The sequence below is a fragment of the Streptomyces cylindrosporus genome (assembly GCF_022698165.1).
Classification (GTDB): Bacteria; Actinomycetota; Actinomycetes; order Streptomycetales; family Streptomycetaceae; genus Streptomyces; species Streptomyces cylindrosporus.
In genome coordinates this window covers 241,494-258,659 of record NZ_JALDAY010000009.1, presented here as the reverse complement: position 1 = coordinate 258,659, position 17,166 = coordinate 241,494, and the positions used below count along the sequence as shown (strand labels likewise).

16 protein-coding genes are annotated in these 17,166 nt (G+C 71.1%); 7 read left to right on the top strand and 9 right to left on the bottom strand.

The annotated features are described in order from the left end of the window. The first annotated feature begins 148 nt into the window (after positions 1–148). Positions 149–2,170: an NPCBM/NEW2 domain-containing protein gene (locus MQP27_RS29590; protein WP_242769013.1), complete on the top strand. Its 2,022-nt coding sequence runs from the start codon at positions 149–151 to the stop codon at positions 2,168–2,170. Positions 2,171–2,272: 102 nt separating this feature from the next. Here the strand turns inward: MQP27_RS29590 and MQP27_RS29585 are convergent, their stop codons facing one another. After that, the gene (locus MQP27_RS29585) at positions 2,273–3,220 is read right to left on the bottom strand and encodes an ROK family protein (RefSeq protein WP_242769012.1); all 948 of its coding nucleotides are present in this window, start codon (positions 3,218–3,220) and stop codon (positions 2,273–2,275) included. A 234-nt stretch (positions 3,221–3,454) separates the two neighbouring features. Here MQP27_RS29585 and MQP27_RS29580 point away from each other — a divergent pair, with 234 nt between their 5' ends. Both MQP27_RS29580 and MQP27_RS29575 read left to right on the top strand, forming a co-directional pair. Then, positions 3,455–4,504 carry a LacI family DNA-binding transcriptional regulator gene (locus tag MQP27_RS29580; RefSeq protein WP_372511347.1) on the top strand — a complete coding sequence of 350 codons (1,050 nt, stop codon included), beginning with the start codon at positions 3,455–3,457 and terminating at the stop codon, positions 4,502–4,504. A 505-nt stretch (positions 4,505–5,009) separates the two neighbouring features. Next, positions 5,010–5,822, top strand: coding sequence for a hypothetical protein (locus MQP27_RS29575; protein WP_242769410.1), 813 nt, complete (start codon positions 5,010–5,012; stop codon positions 5,820–5,822). Here MQP27_RS29575 and MQP27_RS29570 read toward each other — a convergent pair. After that, entirely contained in the window at positions 5,768–7,684 is a 1,917-nt protein-coding gene (locus tag MQP27_RS29570; RefSeq protein ID WP_242769010.1) for a serine/threonine-protein kinase, read from the bottom strand. The two genes, MQP27_RS29575 and MQP27_RS29570, sit on opposite strands and share 55 nt — an antisense overlap. Before the next feature lie 99 nt (positions 7,685–7,783). Continuing rightward, on the bottom strand, positions 7,784–9,088 hold the full coding sequence (locus tag MQP27_RS29565; RefSeq protein ID WP_242769009.1) for a DUF6986 family protein: 1,305 nt from the start codon (positions 9,086–9,088) through the stop codon (positions 7,784–7,786). A 211-nt stretch (positions 9,089–9,299) separates the two neighbouring features. On the opposite strand from MQP27_RS29565, the gene MQP27_RS29560 reads away from it, so the two are divergent. After that, on the top strand, positions 9,300–10,244 hold the full coding sequence (locus MQP27_RS29560) for an endonuclease/exonuclease/phosphatase family protein (protein WP_242769008.1): 945 nt from the start codon (positions 9,300–9,302) through the stop codon (positions 10,242–10,244). A 67-nt stretch (positions 10,245–10,311) separates the two neighbouring features. Here MQP27_RS29560 and MQP27_RS29555 read toward each other — a convergent pair whose 3' ends face one another. The 4 genes from MQP27_RS29555 to MQP27_RS29540 form a co-directional block, all read right to left on the bottom strand. Next, positions 10,312–11,274, bottom strand: coding sequence for an electron transfer flavoprotein subunit alpha/FixB family protein (locus MQP27_RS29555; protein ID WP_242769007.1), 963 nt, complete (start codon positions 11,272–11,274; stop codon positions 10,312–10,314). A 61-nt stretch (positions 11,275–11,335) separates the two neighbouring features. After that, positions 11,336–12,124 carry an electron transfer flavoprotein subunit beta/FixA family protein gene (locus MQP27_RS29550; RefSeq protein WP_242769006.1) on the bottom strand — a complete coding sequence of 263 codons (789 nt, stop codon included), beginning with the start codon at positions 12,122–12,124 and terminating at the stop codon, positions 11,336–11,338. Positions 12,125–12,344: 220 nt separating this feature from the next. Continuing rightward, a complete protein-coding gene (locus MQP27_RS29545; protein ID WP_242769005.1) occupies positions 12,345–12,860 on the bottom strand; it encodes a flavin reductase family protein in 516 nt (171 codons plus the stop codon). Between the two features lie 208 nt (positions 12,861–13,068). After that, on the bottom strand, positions 13,069–13,482 hold the full coding sequence (locus MQP27_RS29540; RefSeq protein ID WP_242769004.1) for a TlpA family protein disulfide reductase: 414 nt from the start codon (positions 13,480–13,482) through the stop codon (positions 13,069–13,071). 75 nt (positions 13,483–13,557) lie between these two features. On the opposite strand from MQP27_RS29540, the gene MQP27_RS29535 reads away from it, so the two are divergent. From MQP27_RS29535 to MQP27_RS29525, 3 genes are all read left to right on the top strand, one after another. Beyond that, positions 13,558–13,974 (top strand): DUF4395 domain-containing protein, encoded by a 417-nt coding sequence (locus MQP27_RS29535; RefSeq protein ID WP_242769003.1) that lies wholly within the window; start codon positions 13,558–13,560, stop codon positions 13,972–13,974. 188 nt (positions 13,975–14,162) lie between these two features. After that, positions 14,163–14,891, top strand: a complete 729-nt coding sequence (locus MQP27_RS29530) for a lysophospholipid acyltransferase family protein (protein WP_242769002.1) — start codon at positions 14,163–14,165, stop codon at positions 14,889–14,891. 221 nt (positions 14,892–15,112) lie between these two features. Then, positions 15,113–15,850 carry a class I SAM-dependent methyltransferase gene (locus MQP27_RS29525; protein ID WP_242769001.1) on the top strand — a complete coding sequence of 246 codons (738 nt, stop codon included), beginning with the start codon at positions 15,113–15,115 and terminating at the stop codon, positions 15,848–15,850. A gap of 11 nt (positions 15,851–15,861) precedes the next feature. Here the strand turns inward: MQP27_RS29525 and MQP27_RS29520 are convergent, their stop codons facing one another. Both MQP27_RS29520 and MQP27_RS29515 read right to left on the bottom strand, forming a co-directional pair. Next, positions 15,862–16,563 (bottom strand): B3/B4 domain-containing protein, encoded by a 702-nt coding sequence (locus MQP27_RS29520; RefSeq protein ID WP_242769000.1) that lies wholly within the window; start codon positions 16,561–16,563, stop codon positions 15,862–15,864. Between the two features lie 9 nt (positions 16,564–16,572). Further along, positions 16,573–17,145, bottom strand: coding sequence for a transglutaminase domain-containing protein (locus MQP27_RS29515; protein WP_242768999.1), 573 nt, complete (start codon positions 17,143–17,145; stop codon positions 16,573–16,575). Positions 17,146–17,166: the final 21 nt, after the last annotated feature.

The following is a 17,166-nucleotide window of genomic DNA, read 5'->3' as shown; positions in this document are numbered from 1 at the left end:
GTGGCCTCGGCGTCAAGGGTTCTGACGGGATATCGAACAACCGTTACCCATCTCTTCCAACACAGTCAGACACGTCCTACCGTAAACGCGCAGCCATGACGAGGACATGACGTCATCCAACCTTTCGCGTGTTTGGAGGAACGTAACGATGCGTCACCTGCACACCCGCACAACCCGTCGAAGAGTGGCCGGAGGGATCGCCGCGGCACTCCTCGCCGCGGCCGGACTCACCGTCCCGGCCGTCGCGGCACCCGCCACCGAGCCCGCCGCACCCACCCTGGCCGACGGCCTGGCCCTCACCCCTCCGATGGGCTTCAACAACTGGAACTCCACGAACTGCCGTGCCGAGTTCAACGAGTCCATGGTCAAGGGAATCGCCGACCTCTTCGTCGAGAAAGGCCTCAAGGACGCGGGCTACCAGTACGTCAACCTCGACGACTGCTGGGCCCTGCCGAGCCGCGACTCAGACGGCAGACTCGTACCGGATCCGGTCCGCTTCCCGAACGGGATCAAGGCGGTGGCCGACTACGTGCACTCCAAGGGACTCAAGCTCGGCATCTACACCAGCGCGGGCACCAAGACATGCAACAGCGCCGGATTCCCGGGCGCCCTGGGCCACGAGTACAGCGACGCCCGGCAGTTCGCGGACTGGGGCGTCGACTACCTCAAGTACGACAACTGCAATAACCAAGGTGTAGACGCCAAGTTGCGTTACACGACCATGCGCGACGCACTCAGGGCGACCGGGCGGCCCATCGTCTACAGCATTTGCGAATGGGGCGAGAACAATCCCTGGGAATGGGCCTCGGACGTGGGCCATTTGTGGCGCACCACCGGTGACATCAGCGACAGCTGGGGCTCCATGCTGGGCATCCTGAAGAAGAACCTCCCGCTCGCCCCGTACGCCGGACCCGGCCACTGGAACGACCCCGACATGCTGGAGGTCGGCAACGGCGGCATGACCGACACCGAGTACCGCTCGCACTTCTCGATGTGGTCGGTCATGGCCGCGCCGCTGCTCATCGGCTCCGACCTGCGCAAGGCCTCCCAGGCAACCTTCGACATCCTGGACAACAACGAGGTCATCGCCGTCGACCAGGACCCGCTGGGCAAGCAGGGCACGGTCGTCTCGTCCGAGGGCGGACGCTGGGTGGTGGCCAAGGAGATGAAGGACGGCAGCCGCGCGGTGGCCCTCTTCAACGAGACCGGCACCGCCCAGCACATCTCCACCACCGCCACCGCCGTCGGCCTGCCCGGCGCCCGCGCCTACACCCTGCGCGACCTGTGGCAGCACAGGAGCTACAACACCGCCGGCACCATCGCCGCGACCGTCCCGGCCCACGGCACGGTCCTCGTACGAGTGTCCGCCGACCGCAAGTGGGCCGCGCACCCGCCGGCCGTCGAACTCGGCCTGGAGGGCAGCCCGTTGGTCGAGGCGGGCAAGGCGGCCATGCTGACGTCCGCCGTCACCGACCTCGGACGCACACCTGCCGAGCACGTGTCCGTCGGCCTCACCGGACCCAACGGCTGGACGGTGAAGGCCACTTCGCACACCACCGCCAAGGCCCTCCCGACCGGCCGCTCCCTGCGCACCAGTTGGTCGGTCACCGCTCCGGAGGGAACGCCGACAGGATCGTACGACCTCACACTCAAAGCGAGTTACCGCTCGCCGACAGGCATGCGCGTCGACAGCGCGCTGCCGCTGACGGCGTCCGTGGTCGTGCCGCCGCCCTCCGGCACGTCCGGGCTCGGCGACCTTCCCTGGCTGTCGGCGACCAACGGCTACGGCCCGGTCGAGCGCAACACCAGCAACGGCGAGAGCGCCGCGGGCGACGGGCATCCGATCACCCTCGGCGGAGTCGTGTACGCCAAGGGACTCGGCGTCCACGCGGAGAGCGCCGTCGAGTACTACACCGCCAAGGCGTGCGAGAAGGTCACCGCGGACGTCGGGGTCGACGACGAGAAGGGCGCGAACGGCACCGTCGCCTTCGAGATCTGGGCCGACGGCACCAAGGTCGCCTCGACCGGCGTGCTCACCAACGCGATGCCGGCCCAGCCGCTCACCGCGGATGTGACCGGCGCCCAGGTGGTCCGGCTCGTCGTCACCGACGGCGGCGACGGCATCGACTCGGACCACGCGGACTGGGCGGACGCGCAGTTGAGCTGCTGAACCCGCGCCCCCGGCGGCTCAGCAGCATGCCCGAACGTTCCTGCTGCTGAGCCTCCGCGAGGCCCGGTCCCGCACGACCCTCACGGGCGCGCCGAGCGCCCCTCAGACCGCGGCCGCGTCCGCCCGCTTGGCGAGCGCGGCCGCGGCGGCCCCCACCAGGCCCGCGTCCGTGCCCATCTGGGCCGGCGCGATCTCCAGGCGCTGCACGAAGGAGAGGGTCGCGTAGTCGCCGAGGGCCTTGCGCAGCGGTGTGAACAGGACCTCCCCCGCGTTGCCCACTCCCCCGCCGATCACCGCGATGTCGATCTCGACTAGGGTCGCGGTGGCCGCGATGCCGGCGGCCAGCGCCTGGGCCGCCCGTTCGAAGGAGGCCACGGCGACCGGGTCGCCGGCCCGGGCCGCGGCGGCGACCGCGGCGGCGGACGTATCGCCGTCGGGGCCGGGCAGCCAGCCGTTCTCGACGGCCCTGCGGGCGATGTTGGGCCCGCTCGCGATGCGCTCCACACAGCCGCGCGAACCGCACGGGCACAGGTCGCCGTCCAGGTCGACGCTGATGTGGCCGATGTGGCCGGAGTTTCCGGTGGGTCCGGGGTGGAGCTGGCCGTTGAGGACCAGACCGCCGCCGACGCCCGTGGAGACCACCATGCACAGCGCGTTGTCGTGACCGCGGGCGGCGCCCTGCCAGTGCTCGGCCGCGGTGATGGCCACTCCGTCGCCGATCAGCTCGACCGGCAGTCCGCCGGCCGCCTCCCGGACCCGCCGCACCAGCGGGTAGTCGCGCCAGCCCGGCACGTTCACCGGACTCACCGTGCCGGCGGACGCGTCCACCGGGCCGGCGCTGCCGATGCCGAGGGCCGTGGCCCGTCCCCACAGGGGCGAGGCGGTCAGTTCGCCGAGGACCTCCTCCACGGCGCCCATCACGGTGTCGCCGTCCTCCTGCGCGGGCGTCGCGCGCTGGGCACGCACCAGGATCTCGCCGTGCCCGTCCACCAGGGCGCCGGCGATCTTGGTGCCGCCGATGTCGAGCGCGGCCACGAGGTCGGTGTGCATCAGTGTCGGATCTCCCGAAACCATCGGTTCCCCGTCGACCAGGGGAAAGGTTCCCCCTTCAACTACGGAGAAGTGTGGGCCGGTCTCGCGGTGGGGGCGCAGGCCGGAGATTGCGGTGGACAGTCTCTCTCGCATATGACAACGTTGTCCAGGCTCTATGCTCGACGCCACATCCTCATACAAACTCATGGTCCGACGCATCCCCGTGGACGAGACGAGACAGGACAGCGCATCGTGCCCGAGACCGCCCGCCGTACAGACCGCCATTCCGGAGCCAGATACGGCAATCGTCCGACCATGAAGGACGTTGCCGCGCGTGCCGGAGTCGGTCTGAAGACCGTCTCGCGCGTGGTCAACGGCGAGCCGGGCGTCACCCCGGAGACCGAGCGCCGCGTCCAGGAGGCCATCGACGCGCTGGGCTTCCGGCGCAACGACAGCGCGCGCGTGCTGCGCAAGGGCCGCACCGCCAGTATCGGCCTGGTCCTGGAGGACCTCGCGGACCCGTTCTACGGCCCGCTCAGCCGCGCGGTCGAGGAGGTGGCTCGTGCCCACGGGGCGCTGCTGATCAACGGCTCCAGCGCCGAGGACCCGGACCGTGAGCAGGAGTTGGCGCTCGCGTTGTGCGCGCGGCGGGTGGACGGGCTCGTGGTGATTCCGGCGGGCGACGACCACCGGTATCTGGAGCCGGAGATCAAGGCGGGCGTCGCCACGGTCTTCGTGGACCGCCCGGCCGGGAGGATCGACGCCGACGTGGTCCTGTCGGACAACTTCGGCGGTGCCCGCGACGGGGTCGCCCATCTCATCGCCCACGGCCACCGCAGGATCGGCTTCATCGGCGACATGCCCCGCATCCACACGGCCGCCGAGCGGCTGCGCGGCTACCGGGCCGCGATGGAGGACGCCGGCATCCCGGTCGAGGACTCGTGGATGTCCCTGGGCGTCACGGACCCGCAGCGGGTGCGCCGGGCGGCCGAGGAGATGCTCACCGGTCCGGACCCGGTGACGGCGATCTTCGCGGGCAACAACCGTGTGACGGTGACCGTGGTGCGGGTGCTGGCCGAGCAGAGCCGCCGCGTCGCCTTCGTCGGCTTCGACGACATCGAGCTCGCGGACCTGCTGCAGCCGGGCGTGACGGTGGTGGCGCAGGACGCGGCGGCGCTCGGCCGTACCGCCGCCGAGCGGCTCTTCCGGCAGCTCGACGGCGACCTGATCACCCCGGAGCGCATCGAGCTGCCGACCCGCCTGATCACCCGCGGCTCGGGCGAGCTCCCGCCGACGGACTGAGCCGGTCATGGATCCGTCGGAGGACCGCACGCCCCGGGCCACGCCGACCGGGCCGCCGAAGGAACCCGGACTGGAGGCCCCGCTGCGGCCGGTGGAGAAACGCGCCCCGCAGCGGCCGACGGACCCGACACGGCAGGCTACTGCGACGGGGCCGCCGGACGACTACACACGGCAGACCGCTCCCACAGGACCGCCGACGGACCAGACACGACAGGCCGCCCCCACAGAACCGCCGACGGACCAGACACGACAGACCGCCCCCACAGAACCGCCGGACGACTCCACACGGCAAACCGCGCCGACGAGGCCGTCGGACGACCGCACGCTGGAGGCGCCGATGGGGCCGCCGGAGAACCACGCGCCGCGGACACCGACGGAACCGCCCGAGAACCACACGCCACGGACGCCGACGGAACCGCCCGAGAACCACACGCCACGGACGCCGACGGAACCGCCCGAGAACCACACGCCACAGGCACCCGCGCAGCCGCCGCAAGGCCGCACGCTGGAGGCGCTGGGGCTGGCCGAGGCGCCGCTTGACCATCCGCTGCTCTACCCGGGTGCGTGGCCGGCCGAGTCGGGGCTGCTCGACGGTGACCGGCTGCTGCCCCTTGACCGGCTGGTGCACGAGGACCGCACGCCCGTCCTCGCCGTCGGCTCCAACGCCTGCCCGGGCCAACTGCGGCGCAAGATGGCCGAGTTCGGGATCGTCTCGCCGATCCCGATGGTGCGCACCCGGGTGACGGGCATCGACATCGGCGTCTCCGCGCATGTCAGCCGCCTCGGGTACGTGTCGGCGTCACCGTTCGAATCGCCGGGCACGGTACGGGAGTTGTTCGTGACCTGGCTCGATGCCGAGCAGCTCGCGGTGATCGACGCGAGCGAGGGCGTACCGCTGCCGGAGGGCAACTACCGGCGCGCCTGGCTGCCTTCGGCCGACGTGCGGATCGAGTCGGCGGACGGGGCGGTGCTGCCGGGCGCGTTCGTGTACGTCAACCGGCGCGGGGTCCTGCACGACGGCACCGGCGCTCCCCGCTCACACCCGGGCCAGCGGGAGCTGATCACCGAACTCCTCCTCGCGTCCGCCCGGTTGAGAGAGCTCTTCGGGATCACGCCCGAGGAGTTCTGCGCGCGGGCGCGGGCCGACCGGCGGCTGTGCGAGCGCGGCACACGGCTGTTCGCGGAGGAGAAGCTGGTGACGGAGTCCGGCGTGGAGCGGTTCGTGGCGGGTCTTTCCTCGGGGTCAGCAGAAGTCAGCAGAGGTCAGCAGACCGGGAGTCCCGGGATCGGTTCGTCGTTGTCCCCGCCCTTGATGTAGACGTCGCTGACGTAGACGTTCGTGTTGCCGCTGTCGTCGTCGGTCTTCGCCCACCAGACGTTGGTCCACTGGCCGTAGGTCTCGCGACGGCCCAGGTTCTGCTGGCAGAAGAAGTAGTTGGTGCCGGCGCCGAGGACTCCGACCTCCGTGCCGGAGGCGGTGTGGGACTTGGCCTCGCGCCAGACTGTGCAGTTGTACTTGCCGCCGCCTATGGAGGTGCAGGCCGGGGCCGGGCTGGTGGAGCCGCTTCCGCCGGTCGTGCCGCCGCTTCCGGAGCCGCCGCCGTCGCTTCCGCCGGTTGTGCCGCCCGACGTACCGCCGCCTGTCGTCCCGCCGCCCGAGGAGTGCGCCGGGGAGGACTCGGAGGCACCGCTGCTGGGCTCGCTCCCGCCTTTTCCGCCGGGCGTCGCCGTCGCGGTGGGCGTCTTCTTGCCGCCCCGCTCAGGGGACTTGGAGCCGCTGGGGTGACCGGCATCGGCGCGCTCGGACGCCGAGGAGGTGGCCGTGGCGCTCGTGGCGGAGGAGGAAGGCCGGTCCCCGGCCTCGGCATCGCCCTTGTCGTTCAGCAGCGCCACGGCGGTTCCGGCCGCCGCGAGGACGAGGACGACAGCGACGGCGGCGAGCAGGACGCGGCCCTTGTTGCGCCGGGGCGAGTCGGAGGTGGCGGCCATGGGGCCGGTGATGGCCTGGTCCGGGGGCACGGGAGCGCCGTAGCCGTGCGGGGCGGGGGCCGGCTGACCGAACGGGCCGACGCCCTGCGCTGGGGTCCCGAAACCCGGTGTGCCCGCGGGACTTGGCGGCTGGGCGGCTCCGAAGCCCTGAGCGACGGCTGGGCTGGTCGCGTCCCGGCCACCGGGGCCCTGGGCCGCGGCGGGCCCCGTCGTCCCGGGCCCGGCCGACCCCACCGGTCCCGGCACCGGGGGCACGCTGCGTTCCGTCTCCGACCGCGGTGGTGTGGCGCCGCGCAGCGTGGTGGTCGGCGTGTCCGTCCCCGTCGCGTCCGCGACCCCCTGCAGCAGCGCCACGGCCTCCTCGGCCTCCGGGCGGGCCTCCGGGCGCTTGTCCATGAGCTGTCGGAGGACGGGGCCCAGGGCGCCGGCGCGCTGTGGTTCCGGGAGGGGCTCGCCGATGATCGCGGTGAGCGTGGAGTACGTCGACGTACGGCGGAAGGGCGAGGAGCCCTCCACCGCCGCGTACAGCGTGGCGCCCAGGGCCCAGATGTCCGAGGGGGGGCCGGGGTCGCCGCCCTGGGCCCGCTCGGGTGCCAGGTAGTCCAGGGAGCCGACGAGCGCGCCGGTGCGTGTCAGATGGGTCTCCGAACCGTCGTCCGGGTCCTCCATCGTGGCGATGCCGAAGTCGGTGAGGACCACTCGGCCGGAGCGTTCGAGCAGGATGTTGCCGGGCTTCACGTCGCGGTGCAGCACTCCGGCCCGGTGGGCGGCGGCCAGCGCGTCCATGACCTTGGCGCCGATCCCGGCCGCCTCGCGCGGGTCGAGCGGTCCGCGCTCGCGCAGCACGTCGTCCAGGGACGGCCCGTCGACCAGTTCCATGACGATCAGCGGGCGGCCGTCGACCTCGCCGATATCGTGCACGGCGACGACTCCGGGGTGGCGTACCCGGGCCGCCGCCCGTGCCTCCCGCTGCATCCGCACGCGCAGATCGGCCAGTTCGGGTCCGTCGGCGTCGCTGTAGGTGCGCAGTTCCTTGACGGCGACCTCGCGGCCGAGGACCTCGTCGACGGCTCTCCAGACGACGCCCATGCCGCCGCGGCCGAGCTGGGACAGGACGCGATAGCGCCCTGCCAGCAGCCGGCCGGTGCCGTCCGCCTGGCCGTTCCCGCCTGAGGATTCCCCCGAAGCCACCGCTGCCTGCCCCGTTCCTGTGACACACCAATGCGTGCCGTACAGACTACGTGGCGGGTGTGACAACGCCAGGCGCCCGTGAGTGCTGTGACAGGTCCGCTACTTGGCGGACGCCGTCAGGTCACCGCGCCGCGGCGAGGCGAAGCCCTCCAGGTCGGCCCGGGTCAGCCCGGTCACCCGCGCGACCTCGGCGATGTCGAGGGCGCCGCAGTCCAGGCCGCGCAGCAGATAGCCGCTGAGGGCCTTGGCGGTGGCGGGCTCGTCCATGACGTCGCCGCCGGCCCGGTTGGCGTAGCGGGCGAGCCGGGCGGCGGCCTGCTCGAAGCCCTCGCGGTAGAAGGCGAACACGGCCGCGTAGCGGGTGGGGATGTGGCCGGGGTGCATGTCCCAGCCCTGGTAGTAGGCGCGGGAGAGCGCGCGGCGGGTGAGGCCGTAGTGCAGCCGCCAGGCGTCGTGGACCTTCTCCGTCGGGCCGACCGGCAGGACGTTGGTCGAGCCGTCCGAGACGCGTACGCCCGTGCCCGCCGCCGCGACCTGCATGATCGCCTTGGCGTGGTCGGCGGCCGGGTGGTCGCTGGCCTGGTAGGCGGCGGAGACGCCGAGGCAGGCGCTGTAGTCGAAGGTGCCGTAGTGGAGTCCGGTGGCACGCCTCTCGGCGGCCTGGATCATCCGGGCGACGGTGGCGGTGCCGTCGGTGGCGAGGATGGACTGGCTGGTCTCGATCTGGATCTCGAACCCGATCCGGCCGGCCTCCAGCCCGCGCGCCTTCTCGAACTCCTCCAGGAGCCGCACCATGGCGGTGACCTGCTCGGGGTAGGTCACCTTGGGCAGTGTCAGCACCAGCCCCTCGGGCAGCCCGCCGGCCTCCATCAGGCCGGTGAGGAAGACGTCGAGGGTGCGGATGCCCCGGTCGCGGACCGGCGCCTCCATGCACTTCATACGGATGCCCATGTACGGCGCCGCGGTCCCGTTCTCGTACGCCTCCGCGATCAGCCGCGCCGCACGGGCGGCCGCCGCGTCCTCCTCCGCGTCCGGGCGGGGGCCGTAGCCGTCCTCGAAGTCGACCCGCAGGTCCTCGATGGGCTCGCGCTCCAGCTTGGCCCGCACGCGCGCGTACACGGGCTCGGCGAGTTCGTCGGAGAGGCCGAGGACCGCGGCGAAGGAGGCGGCGTCCGGGGCGTGTTCGTCGAGCGCGGTGAGGGCCTGGTCGCCCCAGGAGCGGATGGTGTCGGCGGCGAAGACGTCACCGGGGACGTACACCGTGTGGACGGGCTGGCGGGTGCCGGGGCCCCCGGGGTAGCGCCGCTCCAGCTCCGCGTCGACCGGTGCGAGGGAGGCGCTGATCTCCTCGCTGACGGCGCCCGCGAGGCTCGTCGCGACGTTCTCCTGCTGGCCCTGACCCATTCCCAGACCCTCCTGTTTTCCGCCCTACGGAATCAACAATCCGTTGAATGAAGTTATCCGGGCCCTTCGGGATGGTCAACACCATGTCCACGCGGAGCCACGCCTTGATCTGGGCATGTTCACGCCGGGCTCACCCCCGGGTATGACACTGCCCTACGCACGACTCTCTTCACGCCCGCCCCGTCCGGCCGCCGCCACCGAAGGAGCCTCCGTGCAGATCCAGCGCCGAGTCACCCGCCGTCTGGGCCTCAAGGCCCTGTTGGCCGCGGCGGTCACCCTGCCCCTGTCCAGTGCGGCGGCCCCCACCTCGTCCGCCTCCTCGCGCTCCGCGTCACCCGCGTCCGCTCCACCCGTCTCGGCAAAGGCCCTCCGCGTGCCCCCTCTTGAGGTCATGACCTTCAACCTGCGCTTCGCGAGCACCGCCGAACCCAACAGCTGGCGCGACCGCCGACCCGTGATGCGCGAACTCCTGCGCCGCGCCCGCCCTCAGATCATGGGCACCCAGGAGGGTCTCTACCAGCAGCTGCGGGACATCGACGCCGACCTCGGCCCGGACTACGACTGGATAGGCACCGGCCGCGAGGGCGGCAGCCGCGACGAGTCCACAGCGATCTACTTCGACAAGCGGCGCCTGGCCCCCTTGGAGCACTACACCTTCTGGCTCTCCGACACCCCGGAGGTCATCCGCTCCAACACCTGGGGCGCGGCCTTCCCCCGGATCGTCACCTGGGTCCGCTTCCGCGATCTCGCCGACGCCGGACGGGAGTTCTACGTCCTCAACACGCACTTCGACCACCGCAGCCAGTACGCCCGTGAGCGCAGCGCCAGGCTGCTGACGGAGCGGATAGCGCAACTCGGCGGCTCGCTGCCGGTCGTGGTGACCGGTGACTTCAACGTCGCCGCGCACGACAACCCCGCCTACGACACCCTGGTGGACTCGGGACTCGTCGACGCCTGGGACTCGGCGGCCCGGCGCGGCCCGCTGTACGCCACCTTCCACGCCTACCGCGGGCTCAAGCCGGGCGGCGAGCGCATCGACTGGATCCTCACCTCGCCGGGCGTGCGGACGCTGCGGGCGACGATCGACACGTATTCCAGGGACGGCCAGTTCCCCAGCGACCACTTCCCCGTCCAGGCCTCGGTCGTCCTGGGATGAGCCGAGGCCCCCGTGACCGTTCGCGCGGTCACGGGGGCCTCGTACAGCCTTGGAGCGATCGGGGTGATCAGCCCTTGCGGGTGTTGATCTCCTCGGTGAGCTGGGGGACGACGTCGAAGAGGTCGCCGACGACGCCGTAGTCGACGAGGTCGAAGATGGGGGCCTCGGCGTCCTTGTTGACCGCGACGATGGTCTTGGAGGTCTGCATGCCCGCCCGGTGCTGGATGGCGCCGGAGATGCCGTTGGCGATGTACAGCTGCGGCGAGACGGACTTGCCGGTCTGGCCGACCTGGTTGGTGTGCGGGTACCAGCCCGCGTCCACCGCCGCCCGCGAGGCACCCACGGCCGCGCCGAGGGAGTCGGCGAGGGCCTCGATGATCGCGAAGTTCTCGGAGCCGTTGACCCCGCGGCCGCCGGAGACCACGATCGCCGCCTCGGTCAGCTCCGGACGCCCGGTCGACTCGCGCGGGGTACGCGCGGTCACCTTGGTGCCGGTCGCCGCCGCGGAGAAGGCGACGGTCAGGGCCTCGACGGCGCCGGCGGCCGGGGCGGCCTCCACGGCCGCGCTGTTGGGCTTGACGGTGATGACCGGGGTGCCCTGGGACACGCGGGTCTTGGTGGTGAAGGACGCGGCGAACACCGACTGGGTCGCGACCGGACCGTCCTCGCCGGCCTCCAGGTCGACGGCGTCGGTGATGATGCCGGAGCCGAGGCGCAGCGCGAGGCGGGCGGCGATCTCCTTGCCCTCCGCGGAGGACGGCACCAGCACCGCGGCCGGGGACACGGCAGACACGGCGGCCTGCAGGGCGTCCACCTTCGGCACGACCAGGTAGTCGGCGTACTCGGCGGCCTCGTGCGTCAGCACACGCGTCGCACCGTGCTCGGCCAGCGTGGCGGCGGTGTCACCGGCGCCGTTGCCCAGCGCGACGGCGACCGGCTCGCCGATGCGGCGGGCGAGCGTCAGCAGCTCCAGGGTGGGCTTGCGGACGGCACCGTCCACGTGATCGACGAAGACGAGAACTTCAGCCATGGGAATGCTCTCCTGCGAATTGCGAAGTCTGAGGGGCGGTAAGGGAGTTGAGCCGCGCGGCTCAGATGAACTTCTGGCTCGCGAGGAACTCGGCGAGCTGCTTGCCGCCCTCGCCCTCGTCCTTGACGATCGTGCCCGCGGTCCGAGCCGGACGCTCGGCCGCGGAGTCGACCTTGGTCCAGGCGCCCGCCAGACCGACCTCGTCGGCGTCGATCTCCAGGTCCGACAGGTCCCAGGACTCGACCGGCTTCTTCTTGGCCGCCATGATCCCCTTGAAGGAGGGGTAACGCGCCTCGCCCGACTGGTCGGTGACCGAGACGACGGCCGGCAGGGAGGCCTCCAGCTGCTCGGTGGCGGAGTCGCCGTCCCGGCGGCCCTTGACGACCCCGTCCTCGACGGAGACCTCGGACAGCAGCGTCACCTGCGGCACCCCCAGCCGCTCCGCCAGCAGCGCCGGCACGACACCCATCGTGCCGTCCGTGGAGGCCATACCGGACACCACCAGGTCGAAGCCGGCCTTCTCGACCGCCTTCGCCAACACCAGCGACGTGCCGATCGCGTCCGTGCCGTGCAGCTCGTCGTCCTCCACATGGATCGCCTTGTCGGCGCCCATCGACAACGCCTTGCGCAGCGCGTCCTTGGCGTCCTCCGGGCCCACGGTCAGCACCGTGACCTCGACGTCGTCGTCGGAGTTCTCGGCGATCTGCAGCGCCTGCTCGACCGCGTACTCGTCGAGCTCGGAGAGCAGACCGTCCACGTCGTCCCGGTCGACGGTCAGGTCATCGGCGAAGTGCCGGTCGCCAGTGGCGTCGGGCACGTACTTCACAGTGACAACGATCCTCAAGCTCACGCCGGCTCTCCTACTGCAATCGTCATTTCGGTGCTGCCTACTTTCAGGCAGCATAGGCGCCTCAAGCGGCCGATCCCGATCGGGGCGACCCGCGCTCCGAGCGAAATATTACTCGCCAGTACACCCAGTTCGTTCCCGCTAAGCAAGCGCTTTGAACTGTGACCTTTGCAACGCAGCGTAATCGGAACTCGACCGCTTCGCAGCGGGAGCCGGCGGTGGATCAGTCGCGCAGGCCGTTGAAGCGGCCCTGGTGATACAGCAGGGGACGGCCGGGCCCCGCGGGGTCGCCGAGCACGACCTCGGCCAGCACGATCCGGTGGTCCCCGGCGGGCACACGGGCGACGACACGGCAGACCAGCCAGGCGAGGACGTCGTCGAGGACGGGCACGCCCTCCGGTCCCTCGCGCCAGGCGGTGGGGGCGCCGAAGCGGTCGGCGCCGCTCCTGGCGAAGGTGGCGGCCAGCTCCTGCTGGTGGTCCCCGAGTATGTGGACGCCGATGTGCTCCGTGCCCGATATCGCGGGCCAGCTGGAGGCTCCGGTGCTGATGCCGAAGGAGAGCAGCGGGGGTTCGGCGGAGACGGAGGTGAGCGAGGTGGCGGTGAAGCCGACCGGGCCCGCGTCACCGCGTGCGGTGATCACGGCGACTCCCGCGGCGTGCCGCCGGAAGACGGAACGGAGCAGGTCGGGAGAGGCGAGCTGGGGAGTACGGGTGCCGAGGTCCGGCGTGGCCGTCATGGAGTTGTCCTTCTGCGAGGAGGGGCGAGCGGGGTCGGGGCTGCTCAACAGCCGGGACAGCGCGCGCTCGCGGTGCGGGCCAGGTCGACGTGGACCCGCGCGAAGAGAAGGAGTTCCTTGGGCATACGGTCAGGCTGACGATAGGTGGTGCGCCCAGTCAAGTACGTTCCGGCATATGGGAGATGCCTCACCGTCCCGGTCACAGCCGTCAGACCGCCTCCCCCAGCGCCGCGATGACGTCGGCCTTGCGGGGCTGGCCGGTGGCGCGCCGCACGATGCGGCCGTCGGCGTCCAGGACCAGCACGGTCGGCGTCTTGAGGATGTCGAGTTCGCGTACGAGTTCCAGCCGGTCCTCGGCGTCGATCTCGACGTGGGTCACGCCGGGGACCATGCCCGCGACCTCGCCGAGGATGCGCCGGGTGGCCCGGCAGGGCGCGCAGAAGGCGCTGGAGAACTGCACGAGCGTCGCCCGCGGTCCCAACTCCTCGCCCAACTCGGCCGTCCCGAGCCGCTTTTCGCCGTCGCGCCCGCGCACCCGCACTCTCCCGCTCCGCTGCCGATGAAGCACTCCGTAGGCGCTCGCCATCGCGAGCACCGCCACGCACACCACAAGTCCGGTCATCCACTGCTCCAGCGTTCACGAGACTGCAAAGATTCCCGATGTCCTGAATCGTTTCCCGTGCGGAATGCTTGATTCATGGACATCGACGTGAGGGGCCCCCGCTTCGGTGCGGCCGTGACCACTCTGGTGCTGGCCATTGTGCTGATCACCGGGAACATCTGGCTGCTGGCCTGGCAGACGCTGGCGTTCGCGCTGGGCGCGGCCGGTGGAGTGGGCCGTTCGCCGTACGGCCTGCTGTTCCGCAAGGTGGTACGGCCCCGGATCGGGCCGCCGACCGAGTTCGAGTCGCCTCAGCCGCCGCGGTTCGCGCAGGCCGTGGGGCTCGTCTTCGCGGGCGTGGGCCTGGTCGGGTACGGCCTGGGTCCCGAGTGGCTCGGGCAGGCCGCGACGGGGCTGGCGCTCGCGGCCGCTTTCCTCAATGCCGCTTTCGGGTACTGCCTGGGTTGCGAGATGTACCTGCTGGTGCGCCGGGTGACGGTGCGCACGCAGTAAAGGCGAGTTAAAAGTACGAGGTGGATCACCGGGCGACGTGACGAGGATCTCCGCCTTTGCCCGGAACTTGGACTGGCTCCCCGGCCGTTCTTCGGGCACGATCTGCGAGATGCCGTAAACCTACGGCTGCGTAACTTTCCCGCCGGGAGCGCCTTCCCAGGCTGAGAAGGAAGGGTCCACCCCGTCCCATGGCAGAGCTTGTCTACCGCCCCGTCGTCGGTCTCGCCCTCACGTTGTTCAAGGCGTGGGACCTGAAGATCGACTGCAAAGGGTCGGAGAACATCCCGCGCTCGGGCGGCGCCGTGCTGGTGAGCAATCACATCAGCTACCTGGACTTCATCTTCGACGGTCTGGCGGCCCTTCCGCAGAAACGTCTCGTTCGCTTCATGGCGAAGGAGTCCGTCTTCCGGCACAAGATCTCCGGGCCGCTGATGCGGGGCATGAAGCACATCCCGGTGGACCGCAAGAACGGCGAGGCCGCCTATCAGCACGCGCTGGAGTCGCTGCGCGCCGGCGAGATCGTGGGTGTCTTCCCCGAGGCGACCATCTCGCAGTCCTTCACCTTGAAGAGCTTCAAGTCGGGTGCCGCGCGCATGGCTCAGGAGGCCGGCGTCCCGCTCATCCCCATGGCCCTGTGGGGCACCCAGCGTCTGTGGACCAAGGGCCACCCGCGCAACTTCAAGCGCAGCCACACCCCGATCACGATCCGGGTGGGCGAGGCGATCGAGGCGTCCAAGGACAAGTACGCCGGCGCGATCACCCGCCAGCTGCGCGAGCGCTGCCAGGAACTCCTGGAGGCGGCCCAGCGCGCCTACCCGGTCCGCCCGAAGGACGCGAACGACACCTGGTGGATGCCTGCCCACCTGGGCGGCACGGCCCCGACCCCGGAAGAGGTCCGGGCGGCCGAGGCACGCTGAGGCCGGTCGAAAGTCGAAAAAGGCCCCCTCGCTCCGCCGGGAACGGCCCCGCGAGGGGGCTTGGCAGGCCAACGGGCCGCATCCGTAGACCACTTGGGCACCAGTCCCCCGCCTTCCGCCGACAGCTCGTCACACGGCCGTACGGAGCCTCCGCAGCAAGCCTTTGACCTGCGCCTTTTCACTCACCGGGCCTAGGATCTCCCCGACTGAGAGGGGATCCCATGGACCGGAACACGCGCACGGTGGAGGACGTACTCCGCCTCCTGGACGGGCTGTTCGTCTCCGGCGGTGACCGGTGGACGGCGGATGCGGGGGCGTCCTGGTGGGACGGGTTCTACGCGGATCCCGGCCGGCCGGTTCCGTTCTTCGTCGCCAAGCCCGACGAGAATCTGGTCTCCCACGTCGACCGCGCTCTCCTCGCCGCCCCGGGCCGCGCCCTCGACCTGGGGTGCGGTCCCGGCCGTAACGCGCTGTATCTCGCGTCTCTCGGGTTCGAGGTCGACGGCGTCGACCTGTCGCCCGTGGCGATCGGCCGGGCGCGAGAGCGGGCCCGTGCGGCGGGAGCCGACGCCCGCTTCCTCACCGGTGACGCCTTCGCACTGCTCGGCACCGAACTCGACGAGCCGTACGACCTCGTCTACGACTCCGGCTGCTTCCACCACCTGCCGCCGCACCGCCGTATCAGCTACCTCGCGCTCCTCGACCGGCTCCTCGCGCCCGGCGGCCTGTTCGGCATCACCTGTTTCGCCGCCGGTGCGATGGGATCGGAGCTTCCGGACGCGGAGTTCTATCGCCGCGGCCGACTGGAGGGCGGACTGGCGTACACGCCGGAGGCACTGCGCCGGCTGTTCGGCGACCTCACCGAGGTGGAGTTGCGGCGGATGCGCGACGAACCGCCCGAGTCCCCGCGCTTCGGCGAACCCTTCCTCTGGACCGCTCTGTTCCGCCGGGACGCCTGACGGCCGCGCCCTCAGCTCGCTGATTCCGGCGCGCGCAGCTCGACCCGTGCGCCAGGGCTGAACTTCTGCAGCAGCTCGGCGAGTTCGGTGCCCGCAGCCGCGACCTCGGCGACCGGCATGGGCGCCAGGCTCTCCAGCAGGAAGATGCCCGAGACGGTCTCCTCGGTGAGCCGAGTGCGCGGCCCCTGGCGCCAGTTCCAGCGGCGGCAGGTCACGCCCGCGTCGTCGCGCCACACCACCTCGCCCGCGTCGGGGTGTTCGACGACCTCCTCGCCGCCGGCCACGGTCACGAAGTCCTCGTCGCCGGTGGCCCGGACGAGCCGCATACCACCCTGGATCCGGTCGACGTCCTCGCCCCCGACGGGGATCAGGTGGGCGACGCTGATGGCGTTGTAGAGGTCGACGAGGAGATTGATCCGGGGCAGACCGCCGTCCGCCAGGGCCCTCTTGGCCAGTGCCTCCGCGGAGTTGCGGGTGCGCGAGGGCTTGGAGCCGAACGCCGTGTACGCCTCGCGCCAGGCGGCCATGTGCGGGTCCTCGTGCGGGGCACGGCCGTCCAGGCGTACGGCGAGACGACGGGCCGCGTCGTCCAGGAGGGCCGAACTCTCGGCCGTGGACGGCCCGTTGGTGAGCCCGTGCGCCTCGATCGCCACATGGGTGAAGCCCGGCGCGAGGGCGCGCACCTCGTCGGACACGGTCAGGGAGAGGGTCATCGCCTTGCCTCAGAGTGCGGTGGGGAGGGTCTTCCAGAGGTACGGCCGGTCGGGGGCGGCTTGGAGGACGCTCAGGACGGCCGGATGAGGTTCAGCATACAGGACTGGATAGTCCACCTCATTGAACTCGGGATCGGGCACGAAGGCCAGCCGCTCGCCGTCGAGGGAGAACCGGGCATCGACACCCGGCTTGTTCCCGCGCGGATCCTGCCGGTGCCAGGCGCCGTTGAAGCGGACCGCGACCAGACCGTGCACCACGTCGAACTTCTGGTAGCAGAGCGCGGTCGGGATGTCCTCGACCCGTAGCAGCGCGGCGAGCGCGTGCGCCTTGGCGTAGCAGATCCCCGTGCCCTGCTCCAGGACGTCGGAGGCCCGCCAGGTGACCCGCATGTCGCCGGAGTCCTGCGAATGCGGGATCGTGTCGCGCACGAACTCGAACGCCAGGCGCGCATAGGCATACGAGTCCACCGCATCCTTGGCGAGCCGTGCGGCCGTCTTCCGGACGAGCGGATGGTCGTGGTCGATGACCTCGTCAGCGGCCAAATAAGCGGACAGATCGGGGGTGTTCTGGATCAGCTCCATGGCTGCAGAGCATAGGAAAGC

Bases quoted from the DNA above. Each gene is read 5' to 3' on its own strand.
- MQP27_RS29590 (WP_242769013.1), top strand. From the start codon at position 149: ATGCGTCACCTGCACACCCGCACAACCCGTCGAAGAGTGGCCGGAGGG.
- MQP27_RS29585 (WP_242769012.1), bottom strand. From the start codon at position 3,220: ATGCACACCGACCTCGTGGCCGCGCTCGACATCGGCGGCACCAAGATC.
- MQP27_RS29565 (WP_242769009.1), bottom strand. From the start codon at position 9,088: ATGGGTCAGGGCCAGCAGGAGAACGTCGCGACGAGCCTCGCGGGCGCC.
- MQP27_RS29555 (WP_242769007.1), bottom strand. From the start codon at position 11,274: ATGGCTGAAGTTCTCGTCTTCGTCGATCACGTGGACGGTGCCGTCCGC.
- MQP27_RS29545 (WP_242769005.1), bottom strand. From the start codon at position 12,860: ATGACGGCCACGCCGGACCTCGGCACCCGTACTCCCCAGCTCGCCTCT.
- MQP27_RS29540 (WP_242769004.1), bottom strand. From the start codon at position 13,482: ATGACCGGACTTGTGGTGTGCGTGGCGGTGCTCGCGATGGCGAGCGCC.
- MQP27_RS29535 (WP_242769003.1), top strand. From the start codon at position 13,558: ATGGACATCGACGTGAGGGGCCCCCGCTTCGGTGCGGCCGTGACCACT.
- MQP27_RS29530 (WP_242769002.1), top strand. From the start codon at position 14,163: ATGGCAGAGCTTGTCTACCGCCCCGTCGTCGGTCTCGCCCTCACGTTG.
- MQP27_RS29525 (WP_242769001.1), top strand. From the start codon at position 15,113: ATGGACCGGAACACGCGCACGGTGGAGGACGTACTCCGCCTCCTGGAC.
- MQP27_RS29520 (WP_242769000.1), bottom strand. From the start codon at position 16,563: ATGACCCTCTCCCTGACCGTGTCCGACGAGGTGCGCGCCCTCGCGCCG.
- MQP27_RS29515 (WP_242768999.1), bottom strand. From the start codon at position 17,145: ATGGAGCTGATCCAGAACACCCCCGATCTGTCCGCTTATTTGGCCGCT.